15 protein-coding genes, 1 tRNA gene and 1 pseudogene are annotated in these 17,430 nt (G+C 52.6%); 9 read left to right on the top strand and 8 right to left on the bottom strand.

Annotated elements, in window-relative coordinates; translation table 11 throughout:
- The 6 genes from L5470_RS11860 to L5470_RS11885 form a co-directional block, all read left to right on the top strand.
- A partial coding sequence (locus L5470_RS11860) for a hypothetical protein (protein WP_499500091.1) occupies positions 1 to 196 on the top strand: 196 nt, incomplete at its 5' end.
- A gap of 40 nt (positions 197 to 236) precedes the next feature.
- Positions 237 to 1,622, top strand: a complete 1,386-nt coding sequence (locus tag L5470_RS11865) for a CHAT domain-containing protein (protein WP_499500092.1) — start codon at positions 237 to 239, stop codon at positions 1,620 to 1,622.
- Between the two features lie 54 nt (positions 1,623 to 1,676).
- Positions 1,677 to 3,326 (top strand): CTP synthase, encoded by a 1,650-nt coding sequence (gene pyrG / locus L5470_RS11870; protein WP_099799935.1) that lies wholly within the window; start codon positions 1,677 to 1,679, stop codon positions 3,324 to 3,326.
- Positions 3,323 to 3,916, top strand: a complete 594-nt coding sequence (locus tag L5470_RS11875; protein WP_099799449.1) for a DUF3318 domain-containing protein — start codon at positions 3,323 to 3,325, stop codon at positions 3,914 to 3,916. The genes pyrG and L5470_RS11875 overlap by 4 nt, the downstream gene beginning before the upstream one ends.
- A gap of 43 nt (positions 3,917 to 3,959) precedes the next feature.
- A complete protein-coding gene (locus L5470_RS11880) occupies positions 3,960 to 4,160 on the top strand; it encodes a hypothetical protein (RefSeq protein WP_499500093.1) in 201 nt (66 codons plus the stop codon).
- Positions 4,161 to 4,193: 33 nt separating this feature from the next.
- Positions 4,194 to 5,627 (top strand): O-linked N-acetylglucosamine transferase, SPINDLY family protein, encoded by a 1,434-nt coding sequence (locus tag L5470_RS11885; protein WP_499500094.1) that lies wholly within the window; start codon positions 4,194 to 4,196, stop codon positions 5,625 to 5,627.
- Positions 5,628 to 5,648: 21 nt separating this feature from the next.
- On the opposite strand, the pseudogene L5470_RS11890 reads toward L5470_RS11885, so the two are convergent.
- Positions 5,649 to 5,746: pseudogene (locus tag L5470_RS11890) on the bottom strand (IS1 family transposase); the annotation flags it as partial.
- A 238-nt stretch (positions 5,747 to 5,984) separates the two neighbouring features.
- Between L5470_RS11890 and chlP the strand changes: the two are divergent.
- Positions 5,985 to 7,193: a geranylgeranyl reductase gene (gene chlP, locus L5470_RS11895; RefSeq protein WP_099799447.1), complete on the top strand. Its 1,209-nt coding sequence runs from the start codon at positions 5,985 to 5,987 to the stop codon at positions 7,191 to 7,193.
- Here the strand turns inward: chlP and L5470_RS11900 are convergent.
- Together L5470_RS11900 and chlG are read right to left on the bottom strand one after the other, a co-directional pair.
- The gene (locus tag L5470_RS11900; protein WP_099799446.1) at positions 7,182 to 8,099 is read right to left on the bottom strand and encodes an RluA family pseudouridine synthase; all 918 of its coding nucleotides are present in this window, start codon (positions 8,097 to 8,099) and stop codon (positions 7,182 to 7,184) included. The genes chlP and L5470_RS11900 overlap by 12 nt on opposite strands.
- Before the next feature lie 8 nt (positions 8,100 to 8,107).
- Positions 8,108 to 9,094 (bottom strand): chlorophyll synthase ChlG, encoded by a 987-nt coding sequence (gene chlG / locus L5470_RS11905; protein ID WP_099799445.1) that lies wholly within the window; start codon positions 9,092 to 9,094, stop codon positions 8,108 to 8,110.
- 61 nt (positions 9,095 to 9,155) lie between these two features.
- Here chlG and L5470_RS11910 point away from each other — a divergent pair, with 61 nt between their 5' ends.
- Positions 9,156 to 9,569 (top strand): hypothetical protein, encoded by a 414-nt coding sequence (locus L5470_RS11910; RefSeq protein ID WP_499500095.1) that lies wholly within the window; start codon positions 9,156 to 9,158, stop codon positions 9,567 to 9,569.
- A gap of 14 nt (positions 9,570 to 9,583) precedes the next feature.
- On the opposite strand, the gene L5470_RS11915 is transcribed toward L5470_RS11910, so the two are convergent.
- Entirely contained in the window at positions 9,584 to 12,100 is a 2,517-nt protein-coding gene (locus L5470_RS11915) for a glycogen/starch/alpha-glucan phosphorylase (protein ID WP_499500096.1), read from the bottom strand.
- 278 nt (positions 12,101 to 12,378) lie between these two features.
- Complete coding sequence (locus tag L5470_RS11920) at positions 12,379 to 13,800, bottom strand: sodium/glutamate symporter (protein ID WP_499500097.1); 1,422 nt, start codon at positions 13,798 to 13,800, stop codon at positions 12,379 to 12,381.
- A 77-nt stretch (positions 13,801 to 13,877) separates the two neighbouring features.
- Here L5470_RS11920 and L5470_RS11925 point away from each other — a divergent pair, with 77 nt between their 5' ends.
- Complete coding sequence (locus tag L5470_RS11925; RefSeq protein WP_099799443.1) at positions 13,878 to 15,302, top strand: mannose-1-phosphate guanylyltransferase/mannose-6-phosphate isomerase; 1,425 nt, start codon at positions 13,878 to 13,880, stop codon at positions 15,300 to 15,302.
- A 22-nt stretch (positions 15,303 to 15,324) separates the two neighbouring features.
- On the opposite strand, the gene L5470_RS11930 is transcribed toward L5470_RS11925, so the two are convergent.
- The 3 genes from L5470_RS11930 to L5470_RS11940 all read right to left on the bottom strand — a co-directional run bounded on the left by L5470_RS11930 (position 15,325) and on the right by L5470_RS11940 (position 16,917).
- A tRNA-Ser gene (locus L5470_RS11930) sits at positions 15,325 to 15,416 on the bottom strand.
- Positions 15,417 to 15,565: 149 nt separating this feature from the next.
- Entirely contained in the window at positions 15,566 to 16,696 is a 1,131-nt protein-coding gene (nagA, locus tag L5470_RS11935) for an N-acetylglucosamine-6-phosphate deacetylase (RefSeq protein ID WP_499500098.1), read from the bottom strand.
- Positions 16,693 to 16,917: a ferredoxin family protein gene (locus L5470_RS11940; protein WP_099799934.1), complete on the bottom strand. Its 225-nt coding sequence runs from the start codon at positions 16,915 to 16,917 to the stop codon at positions 16,693 to 16,695. Before L5470_RS11940 ends, nagA begins: the two co-directional genes overlap by 4 nt.
- Positions 16,918 to 17,430 lie beyond the last annotated feature (513 nt).

Consider the following 17,430-nt stretch of genomic DNA (forward strand, 5'->3'; position numbering starts at 1 on the left):
CAGTTTGATACAACCTACCCAGGTGCTCCCTTGTTTGGCGGCTCAGGATTCCTGTACCGGGTCTCTGCTCCCGCGCCACCGTCAGAGCCTCCCGCGCCACCGTCTSTGCTCCCGCGCCACCGTCAGAGCCTCCCGCACCACCGTCAGAGCCTCCCGCGCCACCGTCAGAGCCTCCCGCGCCACCGTCCCAATCTGAAATCGATGAAGATCTAGGCAAAATTTTCTTTGGCGAGGAAGTGCAAAATCCGGAATTTCCGGAAACAGTTGCCCAAGTGCTCTATTTTCCGGGGGTTGACATTATTCGCCAGCAAATTGCCAATGCCTTTGATCAAGGCGATTATGCAACGGCGGTTAAGCTTTTGGAGCAGCTTTACACTTTTGAGTTCAGTGAGTATTTTGGTGAACTGTTTAACACCCCTGGTCAGGAAGGGCTACAAAATCTTGATATTGCTCAAATTCAAGCATTGCTAGCTCGAATGGCGGCAGAAACCGGACAAACTCCCGCCCTCACGTATGTTTTTTGGCGACCCGGCCAACTGGATATTTTTATTGTGACACCGACGGGGGAACCCATTTATCAGGCGGTGCGTGTCTCTCAGGAGGAACTCCAGCGGGTGATTTCTGCCTTTAACCGAGAGGTGCGGGATCCGGCTAAAACGAATACAGACTCCTATTTGCCCTTTGCGCAGCAACTGTACCAGTGGATTTTGGGCAGTGTAGATCCTGAACTGCAAGCTCGGGGGATTACTACGCTTGTCTTTGCGATGGATCAGGGGTTGCGAGGACTGCCGATCGCCGCGCTGCACACTGGCTCTAACTTAGTGTCTTCTACGGTGACGGATGTACCTATGGGACCCAATGGCCAGTTCTTAGTGGAGCGCTACAATCTGGGTCTAATTCCCAGCATTAACCTTGTGGATACCCGCTATCAGCCGCTACAAAATGCCCAAATTCTGGCGATGGGAGCGTCTGAATTTCAAAAGCAAAGTCCACTACCGGCGGTTCCCATCGAGTTACGCACCGTTACCCAACTGGTGGGACGGGGTACCGAATTCCTTAACGAACAGTTTACAGTTCTAAATCTAGAGACGCAGCGTCGCCGTAGTCAATTTCCAATTTTGCATCTGGCCACCCACGCTGAGTTTAATCCGGGTAAACCCGACAATTCCTACATCCAGTTTTGGGATAGTCAGCTTTCGATCGCCCAGCTACGGCAGTTACGCTTGTTCCGGCCACCTACAGAGCTAATGACCCTCAGTGCGTGTCGCACAGCGGTGGGGAGCCGCGAGGCCGAGCTAGGGTTTGCAGGGTTGGCACTGCAAGCGGGGGTAAAAACCTCCGTGGCCAGTCTGTGGTACGTCAGTGATGAGGGCACCCTCGCTTTGATGACGGAGTTTTATAAGCACTTGGGTTTGGCACCCATTAAGGCAGAAGCCTTGCGCCAAGCTCAAATTGCCATGATCAAAGGGGCAGTTGTGATCGAAGGTAATAGTCTGCGGAGTACCGGTGTGCGGGGGGAGCTAGCCATTCCCCTGCCGGAAGGGTTAGCTACTAATGGGACACGCCAACTCTCGCATCCGTACTTTTGGGCGGCGTTTACGACCATTGGTAGTCCTTGGTAGAAACCCAAGGTACAGTAATCTAATGGGTACGGGGTAGCAACTCACTGAAGCATGATGACTAAATATGTGTTTGTTACGGGCGGCGTTGTCTCAAGTATTGGCAAGGGTATTGTCGCTGCCAGCTTAGGGCGACTGCTCAAATCGCGGCAATATTCTGTTTCAATTCTGAAGCTAGATCCCTATATCAATGTGGATCCGGGAACCATGAGTCCGTTTCAGCACGGAGAAGTGTTTGTGACGGATGATGGGGCGGAAACGGATCTGGATCTTGGCCATTACGAGCGGTTTACCGATACCCCGATGTCGCGGCTGAATAGTGTTACCACTGGCTCGATTTATCAAGCGGTCATCAATAAGGAGCGGCGGGGCGATTATATGGGGGGCACAGTACAGGTGATTCCCCATATTACGAATGAAATTAAGGAACGGATTTTGCGGGTTGCGAAGGATAAGAACCCCGATGTTGTGATTATTGAGATTGGCGGCACGGTTGGGGATATCGAGTCTTTACCGTTCCTTGAAGCTATCCGGCAGTTTCGCACAGAGGTGGGGCGGCACCATGTTCTGTTTATGCACGTTACGCTGGTGCCTTGGATTCCGTCGGCGGGGGAAATGAAAACAAAGCCCACGCAGCATTCGGTGAAGGAGTTGCGCTCGATTGGGATTCAGCCGGATATTCTCATCTGTCGCTGCGATCGCCCCTTGGTGCCAGGCATTAAGGAAAAACTCTCGCAATTTTGTGATGTGCCCGTCGATGCGGTCATTCCCTCAGCAGATGCCAAGAGTATTTACGAAGTACCGCTGCTGCTGGAACGGGAGGGGTTGGCCACCCAAGTGCTAAGGCTGTTGAACCTTGAGCAACGCTCCCCCGATCTGAGTCAGTGGCAAGCCCTAGTGGAGCGGCTCTACCGTCCCCAAGCTCCCATAGAGGTGGCGATTGTCGGTAAGTATGTCCGTTTGAGTGATGCGTACCTCTCGGTTGTGGAAGCGTTACGGCACTCGGCGATCGCCCTCGATCAAGAGTTACACATTCGCTGGGTGAACTCCGAAGAGATTGCGGAAAATGGCGCAGCGGCTTACCTCGAAAACGTGGCGGCAGTGGTTGTCCCCGGTGGCTTTGGCATTCGCGGTGTGGAGGGCAAAATTGCTGCCATTCAGTACGCCCGCGAGCAGAACATTCCCCTTTTGGGGCTGTGCCTAGGGATGCAGTGCGCCGTGATTGAATGGGCACGCCATATTGCTGGCCTAGAAAACGCCAACAGCGCCGAGTTTGACCCCAATACCGCCCATCCCGTTATTCACCTATTGCCGGAGCAGCAGGATATTGTGGATTTGGGGGGCACCATGCGCCTAGGGTTGTACGCCTGTCGGCTGGTGGCTCACTCCCTTGCTGAGCAACTCTACGGTGAAACTGTGATCTATGAGCGGCATCGCCACCGCTATGAGTTTAATAATGCTTACCGCAGCCTTTTCTTAGAAACGGGTTACGTCATTAGCGGTACCTCCCCCGATGGCCGCCTAGTCGAAATTATTGAATATCCAGCGCATCCTTTCTTTATTGCGGTGCAGTTTCATCCGGAATTTCGCTCTCGGCCCAATCAACCGCACCCACTGTTTTATGGTCTCCTTGCAGCTGCAACGAAGCGCGGAACGTTGACGAACTCTCATGTCGTTTCCACCGTTGCCACAGAGGTTACGCCGTGACCCCAGACTCCGAGATTCGCCGTCTTCTAGACCTCATGCCCGCCTCCGCTCGGATGCGCTGTAAATTGGTCTCCCGTCCGCAGCAGGCACAGGTCATTACCTATCGGCCAGCCCTGCCGTGGGGCGATCGCCCCATTGAAATTAATTTCCGCCTCTGGAGCCGGTTAGATACTCGCGAGCGGGATCTACTGATCTTGCGAGCCGTAGCTTGGTTTAACGCAACGGGATTAATCAAATTAGATCTGTATCAGGGGGTAACCGTTGCGGGCGCCCTTGGCACCGTCTTGCAATTCCTGCAAGCAGATGCAGTGGGGGCGATCGTCGCGGGGGGTCTAACAGCCTTTGGTGCCCTCCAAGTGTGGCAGAATACACGCGGTGTGGCTGTGGAGGTGGCGGCCGATCGCCACGCCTTACAGCTGGCGCAACGCCGGGGATACAGCGAAGCCGAAGCAGCAGCAGCTCTACTTGCCGCTATCGAGCATGTGGCGACCCTTGAGCGCCGACCTGTGCTTGAAGTGAACGACCTTATTCGCACCCAAAACCTGCGGCAATTGGTCGGAGACCCAGTCACCCCCAATCGGGTAGCGTGAGGAACACACACTTACCCCCCTTGCAACTTGAACCGTCATACCTATGGACTATCTTCAACTTGCCTTGCGAAGTCCCCATCCTGCATTTGCGAAAGGCTGGGAGAAATTTGCAAAGAAGCAATGGCAAAATAAAGAGCTTAATAAGGCCATTGCTAGTTTTAAGCACGCCCTCTCCTTAGATTCTCACCTTGCTACAGCATGGTGTAGCTTAGGCATTCTCAGTAGCTCTGACAGTAACTTATAACAATCTCGGCATGCCTATGAGGTTGCGCTTTCTTTGCAACCAGACTGGAAACTTAGTATTGAATTTATACGGTGCTTTAGCTATTTACTCAATGTTTATGATACGCCAGAAGAAGTGTTAGTCTGTCATCAACAATTTGAAAAAGCCTTTTTTGAATTTTACACGGCTTTTCAAAATGCATCTGTTGAAGAAATCGGGCAACTGCATCACTGGATTGGCTATGTAGCAATGTTTCTGCTCCCCTATCAGGGATTGCCCACTCGTCATCTGCAACAGATGTATGGTCAGTTTATTCATGATGTCATGACAAAGATCATTCCCAAGGGCAAAGAGCACCCTGCAATGCCAAAGCTCTCTCCAGACATACCGGTGCGAGTGGGCATTCTCTGTGGCTTTTTTCGCATGCATACGGTCTGGAAATTAATGCTCCATAACTGGATTAAATACTTAAACAATGAAAAAATTAAAATCTATGCTTACTACCCACAGGACTATACCGATCAATGTACCGAAAAAATTAAGCGCTACTGTCATAAATTCGAGATGGGAATCCGCCCGCTTGAATCATGGTTTGAATTGATTAGATCAGACCAACTACATCTGATGTTATTCCCGGAAATTGGCATGGACTTAGACGTGATTAAACTAGCTAGTCTGTGGTTAGCTCCCATTCAGTGCATGTCGTGGGGACACCCAGATACCTCTGGTTTGCCCACAATCGATTATTTTCTAAGTAGCGAATTAATGGAGCCAGAAACGGGTGATTCAGAGTATTGTGAACAATTAGTACGGCTTAAAAATTTAGGGATTCAGTTCAGTCCCTTACCAGAAGATGAAAGGGCACCGATTACGCGACAGGAGTACGGATTAAAGCCTGATGCAGTACCGTATGGTTGTTTACAGTCGGTGTTTAAGTATCTGCCACAGTTTGATTATATTTATCCAGAGATTGCCGCTGCCGTCGGCAACTGCCAATTTGTCTTTATCAGTCATCATATGACCAAGCATAGCCGCCAGCGGTTTGAAGCCCGCCTTGAGCGAGCATTTTCTGCCAAGAACTTGCACTGGCAAGACTATTGCTTTATCTCCCGGCCTTTGAATTTCTATGGGTTTACCTCCATGCTGCACTGCCTCGATATTTTTCTGGATTCTATTGAGTGGTCGGGGGGTTGTACAACCCTAGAAGCCCTGAACTATGCCCAACTCCCTATCGTGACCACTCCCGGACGATTTATGCGGGGGCGGCACACCGCAGGGATTTTGACCCAACTGGGGCTACCGGAACTCATTGCGCCGACCGTGAGGGACTATATCCACAAAGCGATTGAGCTCGGCCAGAATGTGGCGTACCGTGAATGGATTCGCCAGCAGATTCAGACCAATTTACCTCGAGTGATGGCAGATCAAGAAGGGCTAAAATCCCTAGAAGCATTTATTTTGCAAACGGTGTACTCCTATCGTAATTAATTGGGTTCTTCCGGAACGGTCTAAAATTCCTTTTCTAAAGTGGTTAACGGCTGTCCACAGCCAGATTTTGTTTTTGTAGCGCCGACAAAGGGTTCCAATTCATCCAGTTCTCCAACCATCTGGGACATAAATCTCTCGGGTGTCGCTAAAGAGCAGCCTCTTGCCAGCGACTCCTCCAGAAAATGCTCTTGTGTGCCTGCGTAAAGTTACCAATACCCTTTGCAAGGCCGGTGACATCGTGACCAAATATTGAAAAGTGTTACAGTTGTGCCCTTTGAGGATTAAATCCTTGAAGACAAAAAATTGCCGTGATACCATCCAAACTGTTGTTTGTTAGCAGTGATTGGGAGTTGTCCGTTGTCACTTCGGGTAGCCGTTGTTGGTGGTGGTCCAGCGGGTTCCTCCGCCGCCGAAATTTTAGCCAAGGCTGGAATTGAGACCTATCTCTTTGAGCGCAAGTTAGACAATGCCAAGCCCTGTGGCGGAGCCATCCCCCTGTGCATGGTCAGTGAATTTGAGTTGCCCCCCGAAATTATTGATCGGCGGGTACGGAAAATGAAAATGATTTCCCCCTCCAACATTGAGGTGAATATCGGCCAAACCCTCAAGGATGATGAGTACATTGGTATGTGTCGCCGTGAGGTTCTAGACACCTTTATGCGCAACCGGGCGGCGGATTTGGGCACAAACCTCATCAATGGCACGGTGTTTAAGCTGGAGCAACCCAGCGGCAGTGATCAGCCCTATACCCTGCACTATGTCCTAGGGGATGGTAGCACCCAGACCCTTGAGGTGGATCTCGTCATTGGCGCGGATGGGGCAAATTCCCGCATTGCCAAGGAAATTGATGCTGGTGATTACAACTATGCCATTGCCTTTCAAGAGCGGATTCGCTTACCTGCTGACAAAATGGCCTATTACGACGAGTTGGCGGAGATGTATGTGGGCGATGATGTCTCCCCTGATTTTTATGCGTGGGTGTTTCCGAAGTACGACCACGTGGCCGTGGGCACCGGCACCATGAAGGTGAATAAAGATCGTATTCGTGAGCTACAGGCAGGCATTCGGGCGCGCGCGGCGGCCAAACTGGAAGGAGGGCAAATTATTAAAGTCGAAGCCCATCCAATTCCAGAACATCCCCGTCCGCGACGGGTGGTGGGGCGGGTTGCCCTCGTGGGGGATGCTGCCGGTACGGTAACCAAGTCCTCTGGGGAAGGGATTTATTTTGCGGCTAAGTCGGCACGGATGTGCGCTGAAACCATTGTCGAGACGTCTAACAATGGCCGTCGCATCCCCACAGAAGCTGATTTGAAGGTTTATCTCAAGCGTTGGGATAAGGCCTACGGTATGACGTACCTCGTGTTGGATTTGCTGCAACGGGTCTTTTACCGCTCGGATGCCACCCGCGAGGCGTTTGTGGAGATGTGTAGCGATGTGGATGTGCAAAAGCTTACCTTTGACAGCTACCTCTACAAAACTGTGGTGCCTGCAAATCCCCTAGTGCAGTTGAAAATTACTGCTAAAACCATTGGTAGTTTACTGCGGGGCAATGCGTTAGCACCGTAGCAGGCGCAGGAGTTTTTCTAGGTGCGCTGGCAGGGGGGCGATCGCCACGATCGGGTCACCGGTTCGCGGGTGGATCAGCTGTAACCGGAAGGCATGGAGGGCTTGCCCGGGAAGGTTCATCTTCACAGGGGAGCCTCTACCGTAGAGGGGATCCCCCACTAAAGGCCACCCCAGATGTGCTGCGTGCACCCGAATCTGGTGGGTGCGTCCGGTGTCTAGGTGAAATTCCACAAGGGCACAGTGGCGAAAGCGTTCTTGAACCTGCCAGTGAGTTGTGGCAATGCGTCCTTTGGGGAGTGAGACAACGGCCATTTTTTTGCGATCGCGCTCATGGCGACCGATGGGAGCAGTAATGCTGCCCGTTTCGGTGCTGGGTTGTCCATAGACCACGCCGAGGTAGTGCCGCTGCATTTGGCGGGATTTGAGTTGGGCTTGTAGATGATGGAGGGCGGCCTCGGTTTTAGCTACTACCATTGCCCCTGAGGTATCTTTATCGAGGCGATGGACAATGCCTGGCCGCTTGATGCCGCCAATCCCAGCCAAATCGGGACAGTGCGCCAACAGACCATGCACTAGGGTACCGTGGGGATGACCCGGTGCTGGATGCACGACTAGACCTACCGGCTTATTGAGGATCAGCAGATCGCTATCCTCGTAGAGAATGTCTAAGGGGAGCGCTTCCGGCTCAAGCGCTAGGGGTTCTGGCTCCGGCAGGGTAATTTCTAAGACGTCTCCGCCACTGAGGGGGTGGTTTTTGCGATCGCAGATGCGGTGATTAATGCGTACCTGCCCCTGCTGAATGAGTTGTTGCCAGCGGGAGCGGGAGAGTTGCGGCTGGTGCTGGGCTAAAAATGTATCGAGGCGATCGCCCCCCTGTTCAACCGTGAGGGTTAGGGTTGTGGCCATGCCTAGAATTAAACAAGGGTGTGCCCCAACGCCAAGCCAACCACTAGCATTCCCAAAACTAAAAAGGGCTGAGCACTGGCTTGGTACTTGACATCATTTTTTAGGGGATCCCGCAGAAAGTACATATCCTGAAAGACAATTTGCGGAATCACCAGCAGAATTAAAATCACGGCGTAGAGATTCGCGTGCAAGGCTATAAGGTAACCCGCAATCCCCAACTGAAAAATATCAATCATCAGGACACAAATCCACGCCGCTGTGCCCACCCCAAACATTACCGGCAGGGAAGCCAATCCCAGTTGGCGATCGCCCTCGACACTTTTGAAATCATTGACAATGGCAATGCCCAACCCCGCCAAACTATAAATCAGGGTCAGTACCACAATCGTTGGTGTTAATTCACCAAAAAGGGCATGACCCGCCCACCACGGCAGAGCAATGTAACTGGCTCCCAAGGCATAGTTCCCCAGCCAGCCATTTTTCTTCAGCTTGAGGGGGGGCGCGGAATAGATGTAGGCCAGAAACCCACCAAGCAGGGCAATTTTTGTGACGGGCAAGGTGGGATGATTCGCCCATACATCCAAGAGTACAGCCAACCCCAAACCTGCCACTACCAGAAAAATAATCTGGGCACGCACTTGGTTAAGGGAAATAGCACCTGAAGGAATTGGGCGGTACGGCTCATTAATGGCATCGATCTCGCGATCGTAATAGTCGTTGAGGGTTTGGGTATAGCCCGCCATCAACGGCCCAGAGAGCAACATACAGGTTGCCGCCTTCAAAATATCTTCAAGGCTCCACGTAAAGCCACCGGAGGAGGCCGCCCCACACACCACCCCCCAGATTAGAGGAATCCAGGTAATGGGTTTCATTAACTGGAGGCGAATTTTCCAGATATTGGTTTCTCCGCTTTTGGCACCCTTCATGCCCAAAAGTTGCCGCGCCGCTGCCGCGGTCTCTACTGCCGGTGTGGTTGAATCAGGGGTGTCCGTCATAGCGTTTCTTGCCCAGCATTACGTAAATGATTATAAAGCGCAGTGGCAGGTTCCCCAGAGTATGGCTCAAAACCTGAGCTACGGTACAGGCAACACGCTTGGTACTCAGAAGGGGGCATGGATGTCAGATGTCGTTTCAACAACACCTCGCCGCTTCAACTCAGTGTTTCAGCGTCTTATGACCATTCACTGGTGGATGGCGGCGGCTTATCTGCTGCTGTATTTTGGGGGGGTGGTCATGGCACGCTTACCCCGTACCCCAATTCGCAACGCGATGTACGATGTCCTTGACATCCTCCCTTCCCTTCGCTGCGCTCAGGAAGGGGATTCCATCGTCGCCGATGAAGGTTCCTGCTTCAACACCGCAATACACCACCTCTGTGTCTGCGGGGCAATCCAAGGACGTAAGTGCTGTCGTAGAACCAGTAACCAGAATCCCCCAGTTTTAGCTGCGCGGAGTATGTCAAGATGCTGAGGGGGCACCCTAGGTCATTGGGCAATATAGGAGGTGTCTGCTAGGGGCACATGAACGGGCTGTACCCGCCAAATGTCTTCGCAGTACTCACGAATGGCGCGATCGCTGGAGAACTTACCCATGCGTGCTACGTTCAGAATTGACATTTTCACCCACTGTTTTTGGTCGCGATAGAGGCGCGTAGCCTGCTCTTGGCAGTCGACATAGCTTTGGTAATCTGCCAGTAGGCAGTAGCGATCGTTTTGCCATAGGTGCTCAACAATGGGGCGAAATAGCTCTGTATCGCCGTGGGAAAAGTGACCACAACTGATGAGATCCAGCACTCGCTTGAGCATGGGGTTATTGTTGGCAATCTCCCATGGCCGATAGCCGTTGCGCCAGATCTCCTGTAGCTGTTCAACGGTATTGCCAAAGAGGAAGAAGTTTTCAGCCCCCACTTCTTCACGAATTTCGACATTGGCGCCATCGAGGGTACCAATGGTCAGCGCACCATTGAGGGCAAATTTCATGTTGCCAGTGCCTGAGGCTTCATAGCCCGCCGTGGAAATTTGCTCAGAGAGATCGGCAGCCGGATACACTCGCTGACCACAGGTAACGTTATAGTCTGGCAAAAAGACGACCTTCAGGCGATCGGCCACTGTCGGATCGGTGTTGACCACCTCTGCTACAGAGTTAACGAGTTTAATAATCAGCTTGGCCTTGTAGTAACCGGGAGCCGCCTTGCCGCCAAAGATAAATGTGTGCGGTGTAATGTCGAGGTTCGGATAATCTTTGAGGCGTTGGTAAAGAGTAATGATATTGAGAACGCACAGGTGTTGCCGCTTATACTCGTGAATGCGTTTCACCAAAATATCAAAAATCGAACTGGGGTCAACGCTAATACCCACCCGCTGCTGAATATACTCGGCTAGGCGCACTTTGTTTTTGTGTTTGACCGCGTGCCACTCGGCGGCAAACCCTGCATCCTCGGCAAGAGGTTCAAGCCGCCGCAGTTGATCGAGGTGCTTAATCCAATCCTCACCAATATGGTTACTGATCAGTCGGGTTAGCCCCGGATTACTCAGCACCATCCAGCGACGGGGGGTTACCCCATTGGTTTTATTGGAAAACTTTTCAGGGGTGAGTTCGTAAAAGTCTCGCAGTACTGTTTGTTTAAGCAGTTCTGAGTGCAGGGCTGCCACCCCATTGATGGCATGGCTCCCCACACAGGCTAAGTTGGCCATGCGCACATAGCGGCACTCACTTTCATCAATAATCGAAAGCCGCGCTAATCGCTCCTGATCACCGGGATAGGCAAGCCGCACCTGATCAAGAAACCGCTGGTTAATTTCGTAGATAATTTGCAGGTGCCGTGGCAGCAGAGACCCAAAGAGGGGGAGTGGCCATTTTTCAAGGGCTTCTGGCAGTAAGGTGTGGTTAGTATAGGCAAAGGTTTGGCGGGTAATATCCCACGCTGTGTCCCAAGGTAGCAGGTGCTCATCCACCAATAGGCGCATTAGCTCCGCCACGGAGATGGCTGGGTGGGTATCGTTCAGCTGGACGGTGAACTTGTGATGGAAACGGGTTAAATCTGAGGAGCACTGTAAATAGAGCCGGATCATGTCCTGAAGGGCACAGGAGCACAAGAAATACTGCTGCATCAGGCGCAGTTCTTTGCCTTGGAGTTGCTCGTCGTTGGGGTAAAGCACTTTGGTGATGTTTTCTGAGGCAATTTTCTCGTTCACCGCCCCGTAATAGTCACCGGTGTTAAAGGCTTGGAAGTCAAAGGATTCAATGGCCTCTGCCCGCCACAGCCGCAGCAGGTTGGCGGTGTTGACTTTATAGCCGAGAATGGGGGTATCGTAGGCAATTCCCTGCACCATCTGATGGGGTTGCCAAACGACGCGGTAGCGCCCCTGATCGTCGGTGTAGCTGTAGGTGGAGCCACCAAACTTAACTGGCAGAGTGATTTCAGGGCGGGCAATTTCCCACGGATTACCGTAGCGTAACCACTTGTCGGTGATTTCTACTTGCCAACCATCGCGGATTTCTTGGTCAAAGATGCCATACTCGTAGCGAATACCATAGCCAATGGCCGGAATTTCTAGGGTGGCTAATGAGTCCATATAACAGGCGGCAAGGCGACCCAACCCCCCGTTCCCAAGTCCGGGTTCTTCTTCTTGCTCGAGGAGTACGTTGAGATCTAGGCCTGTTTGCTGCATGGCTTCGGCAACGGCATCGTACAACCCCAAGTTAATGAGGTTGTTACCAAGGTGCGGGCCAAGCAAGAATTCTGCCGAGAGGTAGCAAACGGTGCGACTGAATTGATCGCGATAGGTTTTGGCAGAGTTGAGCCAGCGCAAGAGGAGGCGATCGCGCACAGTGTAGGCAAGGGCAAGGTAATGATCATTTTTTGTGGCAACTTCTGGAAACCGTCCTTGCACAAAGAACAGGTTATCCATGAAGGCGCGGCGCAATGTTTCAACACTTGTACCGGTGCGATCGTCTTCTGTGAGCACCGTCGGGCAACCAGGTGGAATTAAACTGGTCATTGTGGGAATCCTCGCAAACTACGCGGTGAATAATCGGCTCTTGCCTTAGTTCTACCGCGATTGTTCTAGCTTCCCAGACAAGTACAGGATCTCTTTACCTTAATTAGGGTTGGGATTGGCCAAGGGTCATTGCTCAGGGCACACCCCTACTCAGGCAAGTACAACGTGAACAAGAAAGGAACAAGAAAGTCATTATCCCATCTTGGGTTGAGTTGTTTTGCTGTCTTCGCTCCCTTAGAAGCGTCTTGGGCGAGCAAGTTCAGGAGTCTGCGTTTGCCCTAGGGCGATCGCCGGATTTGGTGACAGTTCCACAGCCCAAACCCTAACCAAAACAGGAGCAGCAGCGTCGTTAACAAGAGTACAGGCACCACGCCAACATTGCGAATTAAGATGGGAGCCGCAGCGGTAAACAACCCTCCCCCCACAATGGGTTCAAAAAGAATTTGCTTATAGGCAAAGCTTTCTAAGGCTCCCGATTGATTATGGGGATCCACCATGCGAATTAGCAGCAGCCCCGTTGAGGTCACCCCCATTGACTGCCCCATATCACCAATGCCGCGCTCAAACCAGAAGACGGGTAAAATACGTGGCCCCAAGTAGAGCATCACAAACAGGTTCCAGAAGATACCGCCAAAACTCAAGACTAGAAACGGTAATAGATTTTCGCCAATAGCGGCAAGGGAGAGCGTCGCCAAGGCCGTTATAATCGTGACATCTAAGGCCACCCCACCAATATGGTTGATGAGGGGGCGGCTAATGAGGTATGGCTTGCGTAATCGCACCAGCAGCACCTGCACGAGAATTCCACCAATCAAGGCAAGGGGAAAGAGTGGCACATAGGGCATTAAGGTCAGACCCGTTTGCCCCCAGGTCAATCTCTCTAGCCAGCGCAGGGCTTCTAGGATGAGCCAGCCCACAATAATCGCCAGCCCGACAAAGCAAAAGTTCAATGACAACGGATCAATGAGCAGATTCCGCCGAAGTTGTTGCCGTGCCACTCGGGTTTCGGGATCATCGTGAGGGTGTGGATCCTCAAGATCGGTTTCAGTAGGGGCGATCGCCCCGGCCACCTGTAACCGATTCGTCCGTCGTGCCCAGTTAATGAGTACCACCCCAGCGACGACTCCAGACACCAGTCCCACAGTGGCCAACCCCAGCGCCATATCTGCCCCTGCAGCAAAATTGAGCGCTGTAAAAGTTTCTGCCATCCCCGCAGCAGTGCCGTGCCCCCCCTCAAAGGCAACTTCAATGAGTGCCCCCGCAATCGGATCGACCTGAAACAGGGGAACAAGGATCACCAGCGTCAAGCCCAACCCCACCACGTACTGCCCCCAGGCCAAAATCTGGCCAAAGGCCACCTGGGGTGAGGCTTTTTGCCAAATCTCGCGGGGACTGGGGATGACCTCCCCAAGGAATAAGCAGGCAAAGACAATATTAATGAAAATGCTGGGGGACTGCCGCCACACCTCTCGGATATCCTCGGCAAAAATGCCATTCACCCATGCTGAATCGGGACTGATTCGTCCAGCGATCGCCCCCAGCACCGCAGGGCCAAGTAGCAACCCAATCACCCCAGCAATAACGGAACTAGGCATATAGAGCGACTGCATCAACGGCCAGCGTTGGCGCACTATTCGCCCCAGCAGCAACAATACACCGAGAAAAATAAATGCCCAAAAAACCGTAATTAACTTAAACATCGTGTCAAGCTAAGGAATTGTCGCCATAATAGAATGCTGAGCACTGCTAATCAATGACTTAGACCTAGGGAGGGAGGATGGACTGTATTCCCGTGATCTTGTCGGGGGGATCGGGCAGTCGCCTGTGGCCGCTGTCTCGCCAGACTCACCCCAAGCAGTTTATAGCCTTAACCAGCGATGGCAGCAGCCTCCTCCAGCAAACATGGCAGCGGTTGCAAGGGTTAGCCACTGTCCAGCCTCCCCTGATTATTGCCAATGAAAACCATCGCTTTTTGGTGGCGGAGCAGTTCCAGCAATTAGGAGTCACGCCAACCCAAATTTTGTTGGAACCGGTGGGACGCAATACGGCACCGGCCATTGCGATCGCCGCCCTTTACATCACAGATATTTTAGAAACCGATGCCCTACTGTTGGTGCTGCCAGCGGATCACTTGATCCAAGATGTTGCAGCATTCCAACAAAGCCTTGAGTGGGCAATGGCACCCGCCCTAGCAGACTGGTTAGTCACCTTTGGCATTACCCCTACCCGTCCCCACACCGGCTATGGCTACATTTGCTGTGGTGAGCCGCTACCGGAACCCCACGCCCACCGCGTCACCAAGTTTGTCGAAAAGCCCGATGGAGCCACTGCCGAGGCGTACGTGCAGGCCGGAAATTACCTGTGGAATAGCGGTATATTCCTCTTCCGTGCCCAAACGTTTTTAGAGCAGCTAGGGCAACAACAACCACAGATTTTGCAGCAGTGTCGCCTTGCCCTCCAGCATGGACGGCAGGATTTAGACTTTACCCGTCTTGCCCAAGAGCCGTTTAGCCAATGTCCCAGTATTTCTGTGGACTATGCGGTTATGGAGCGGACAACCAAAGCGGCGACTGTTCCCCTTGAATGCGGCTGGAGTGATGTCGGGTCGTGGTCGAGCCTCTGGGAGGTAACCCCCAAAGATGAATTGGGTAACAGTTGTCGGGGAGATGTTCTCACCTACGGCAGCAAAAACTGTTTTGTGCACAGTCAGCATCGCCTTGTCACCCTCCTTGGGGTAGAGAACTTGATTGTTGTGGAAACCACCGATGCAGTTCTTATTGCGCAGCAGGAGGCATCTCAGGACGTTAAGCACTTAGTTGAGGAATTACAGCGCCTTGAGCGCCCTGAAGTTCACTCCCACCGGCTGGTATATCGTCCATGGGGTGCCTACGATTCTATTGATCATGGTCATCGCTTTCAGGTGAAGCGGATTACCGTCAAACCCGGTGCCAGCCTATCCCTACAGCAGCACCACCACCGCGCCGAGCACTGGATTGTGGTGAGTGGCACAGCGGAAGTAACCTGTGACGGCAAAACCTTTTTGCTGACTGAAAATGAGTCCACCTATATTCCTATTGGTGCCATTCACCGTTTGGCGAATCCTGGCAAGATTCCCCTTGAAATGATCGAAGTGCAATCCGGAGCCTACCTTGGCGAAGATGATATTGTCCGCTTTGAGGATCAGTACGGTCGCCTACCATAGCGCTAGAAGTAACTGTTGGCAACGGAGAGAGAGGGATTCGAACCCTCGGATAGGAGTTACCTGCCTATCAACAGATTAGCAATCTGCCGCTTTCGACCACTCAGCCATCTCTCCCCTAAGGAGCTTTCTTTATTGTAGATCAAAAATCTGCCGTTCAGCATAGGTCGCAGGAGTCTGTGCTGCTAAAGACTTAGGGCTACACGATACGGTGATTCCCCCCACAGGGGTGGGAACAACGCTCTAAGCCGCTCCTCCAATTTGTTTCAAGGGATTATGAGGCGTTCATAATGGTGGGGCGATCGCCACCGCAACAGGTTCGTCATGGGTTGCTGGAGCAATTCTGAAGGCAGGCCAAGGGCATGGCGGGGCTGAACGGTTGCTAACCGCAGGGCACTTTCAAACCCACACACGCCCCAGTCCATCAAGCGTCCTACCATGGCCAGCAGGGGAACGGTGGTGCCGCACAGCGTCCCATCTTCAAGGCGAGCCGTACCCTCTTTAACCTGAATCTGGCGGTTATCCCACGGATAAACCCCATCCCCCAGCCCTAGGGGTGCAAGGGCATCACTCACCAGAAACAGGCGATCGCCCGCGCACTCATAGAGCACCTTTAGCATTAAGGGGTGCACATGAATGCCATCGGCAATCACACCACACCACACACGTGGATTGACAAGTGCTGCCGCCAATAGTCCCGGCTCCCGGTGATGCAATGGCGGCATGGCATTAAAGGCATGGGTCACCATGGTGGCTCCTGTGGCAAAGGCTGCCTCTGCTTCCGCCGCAGTGGCAAGGGAGTGTCCTACACTGACAGTGATGTTTAGGGAGTGCAAATAGGAGAGCACGCTACCGCTGGCATCTAGTTCCGGGGCAAGGGTCACGATGGCAACAGCACTGCTGAAGGAACCAAGCACCTGCTGAAGCGCTTCAAGGGTGAGGGGCTGTAAATAGGCTGGCGGATGGGCACCGCACTTCGCCGGATTAAGAAATGGCCCTTCTAAATGCACCCCCAGAATATGGGCGCTCGGCTGGTTTGTAGGGGGTTGAAACTGGCTAATCGCTGCCAAGGCACGATGAATATCTGTTAAGGGAGCCGTGACAATAGTGGGTGCGTAGGCATCAATCCCTTGCTGCCAGAGATAGGCACTAATTTTTTCGAGGGGTTCAGGGGTTGTCAGCCACGGAAACGGGTAGCCCAACGCCCCATTAATTTGCAGATCAACGCCTCCCAAGGACAGGTAATCGCCCTGAAAGTCAATCACCTCCGGTGTGCCCGGCGGAATTAAATCGATGCCGATATCTGTAATGCGGCCTGCAGATAATTTAACTTGCTGTAGGCGATCGCACCCAGGAATACGCACGCGATCCAGCCATTGTGAAGAGGCATTCATCATGGGGTGGCTTGCAGATCGGGGCGTTCTTCCGGCACAATTGCTCCGGCCACCGGACAAACTTGCAGACAAATGCCACAGTCGATACAGGTTGCAAAATCAATCCAGAACCAATTGGTTCCCTTGGCATTCTTGCCCGGCCCTTCGTGAATACAGGCAACTGGGCAGGCTTCAACGCAATCGGCAATCCCTTCGCAGGTGTTGGTAACAATCGTATGCGCCACAGTGTGCTCCTCAGTGAGAGAGTTGGCAGGTCTCTTTAGGACTTGTAACATATTTGCTGCCCCCCTGAAATTGGGATATGCCCCCATCCCTTAGCTGAGCCGCTGCATAGGCCGGTTAGGACAGTCCAGCAATGGTCTCTGTGGGTATGAAGGGCTAAGCGGCAGCAAAGCTGAACGCACGAACAAGGATTACTTTCTGCAGCTGATTACCCCTAACATTGACTTCTCTCCTCCTTGAAAGAGAGGAGATTCCCAAAGGATGCTACGCAACGGGCTGAAGCCGCGTTGCTTCGCTTTTCCCTTGAGCTGTCACCCACAACTTAATGCGGGTGGGGGCAGTCAAAGACCCCCTACTCACCTCAAGCATTTCTGCTATTGGGACTACGTTTATGTTTCGGTTCGCGCTTYCGCSYTTTTCAACACTAGCCAATTCGATACGCTCAACATCCTGCCATTGCTTGCAGTGGTTTAGGCTTGCCGCCAAAGCGGTAGTGACTTACTTAGATCGGAAGA

Origin of the sequence: Synechococcus sp. PCC 6717 (assembly GCF_022698185.1) — a bacterium.
In the GTDB taxonomy this organism is placed as follows: domain Bacteria; phylum Cyanobacteriota; class Cyanobacteriia; order Thermosynechococcales; family Thermosynechococcaceae; genus Thermosynechococcus; species Thermosynechococcus lividus.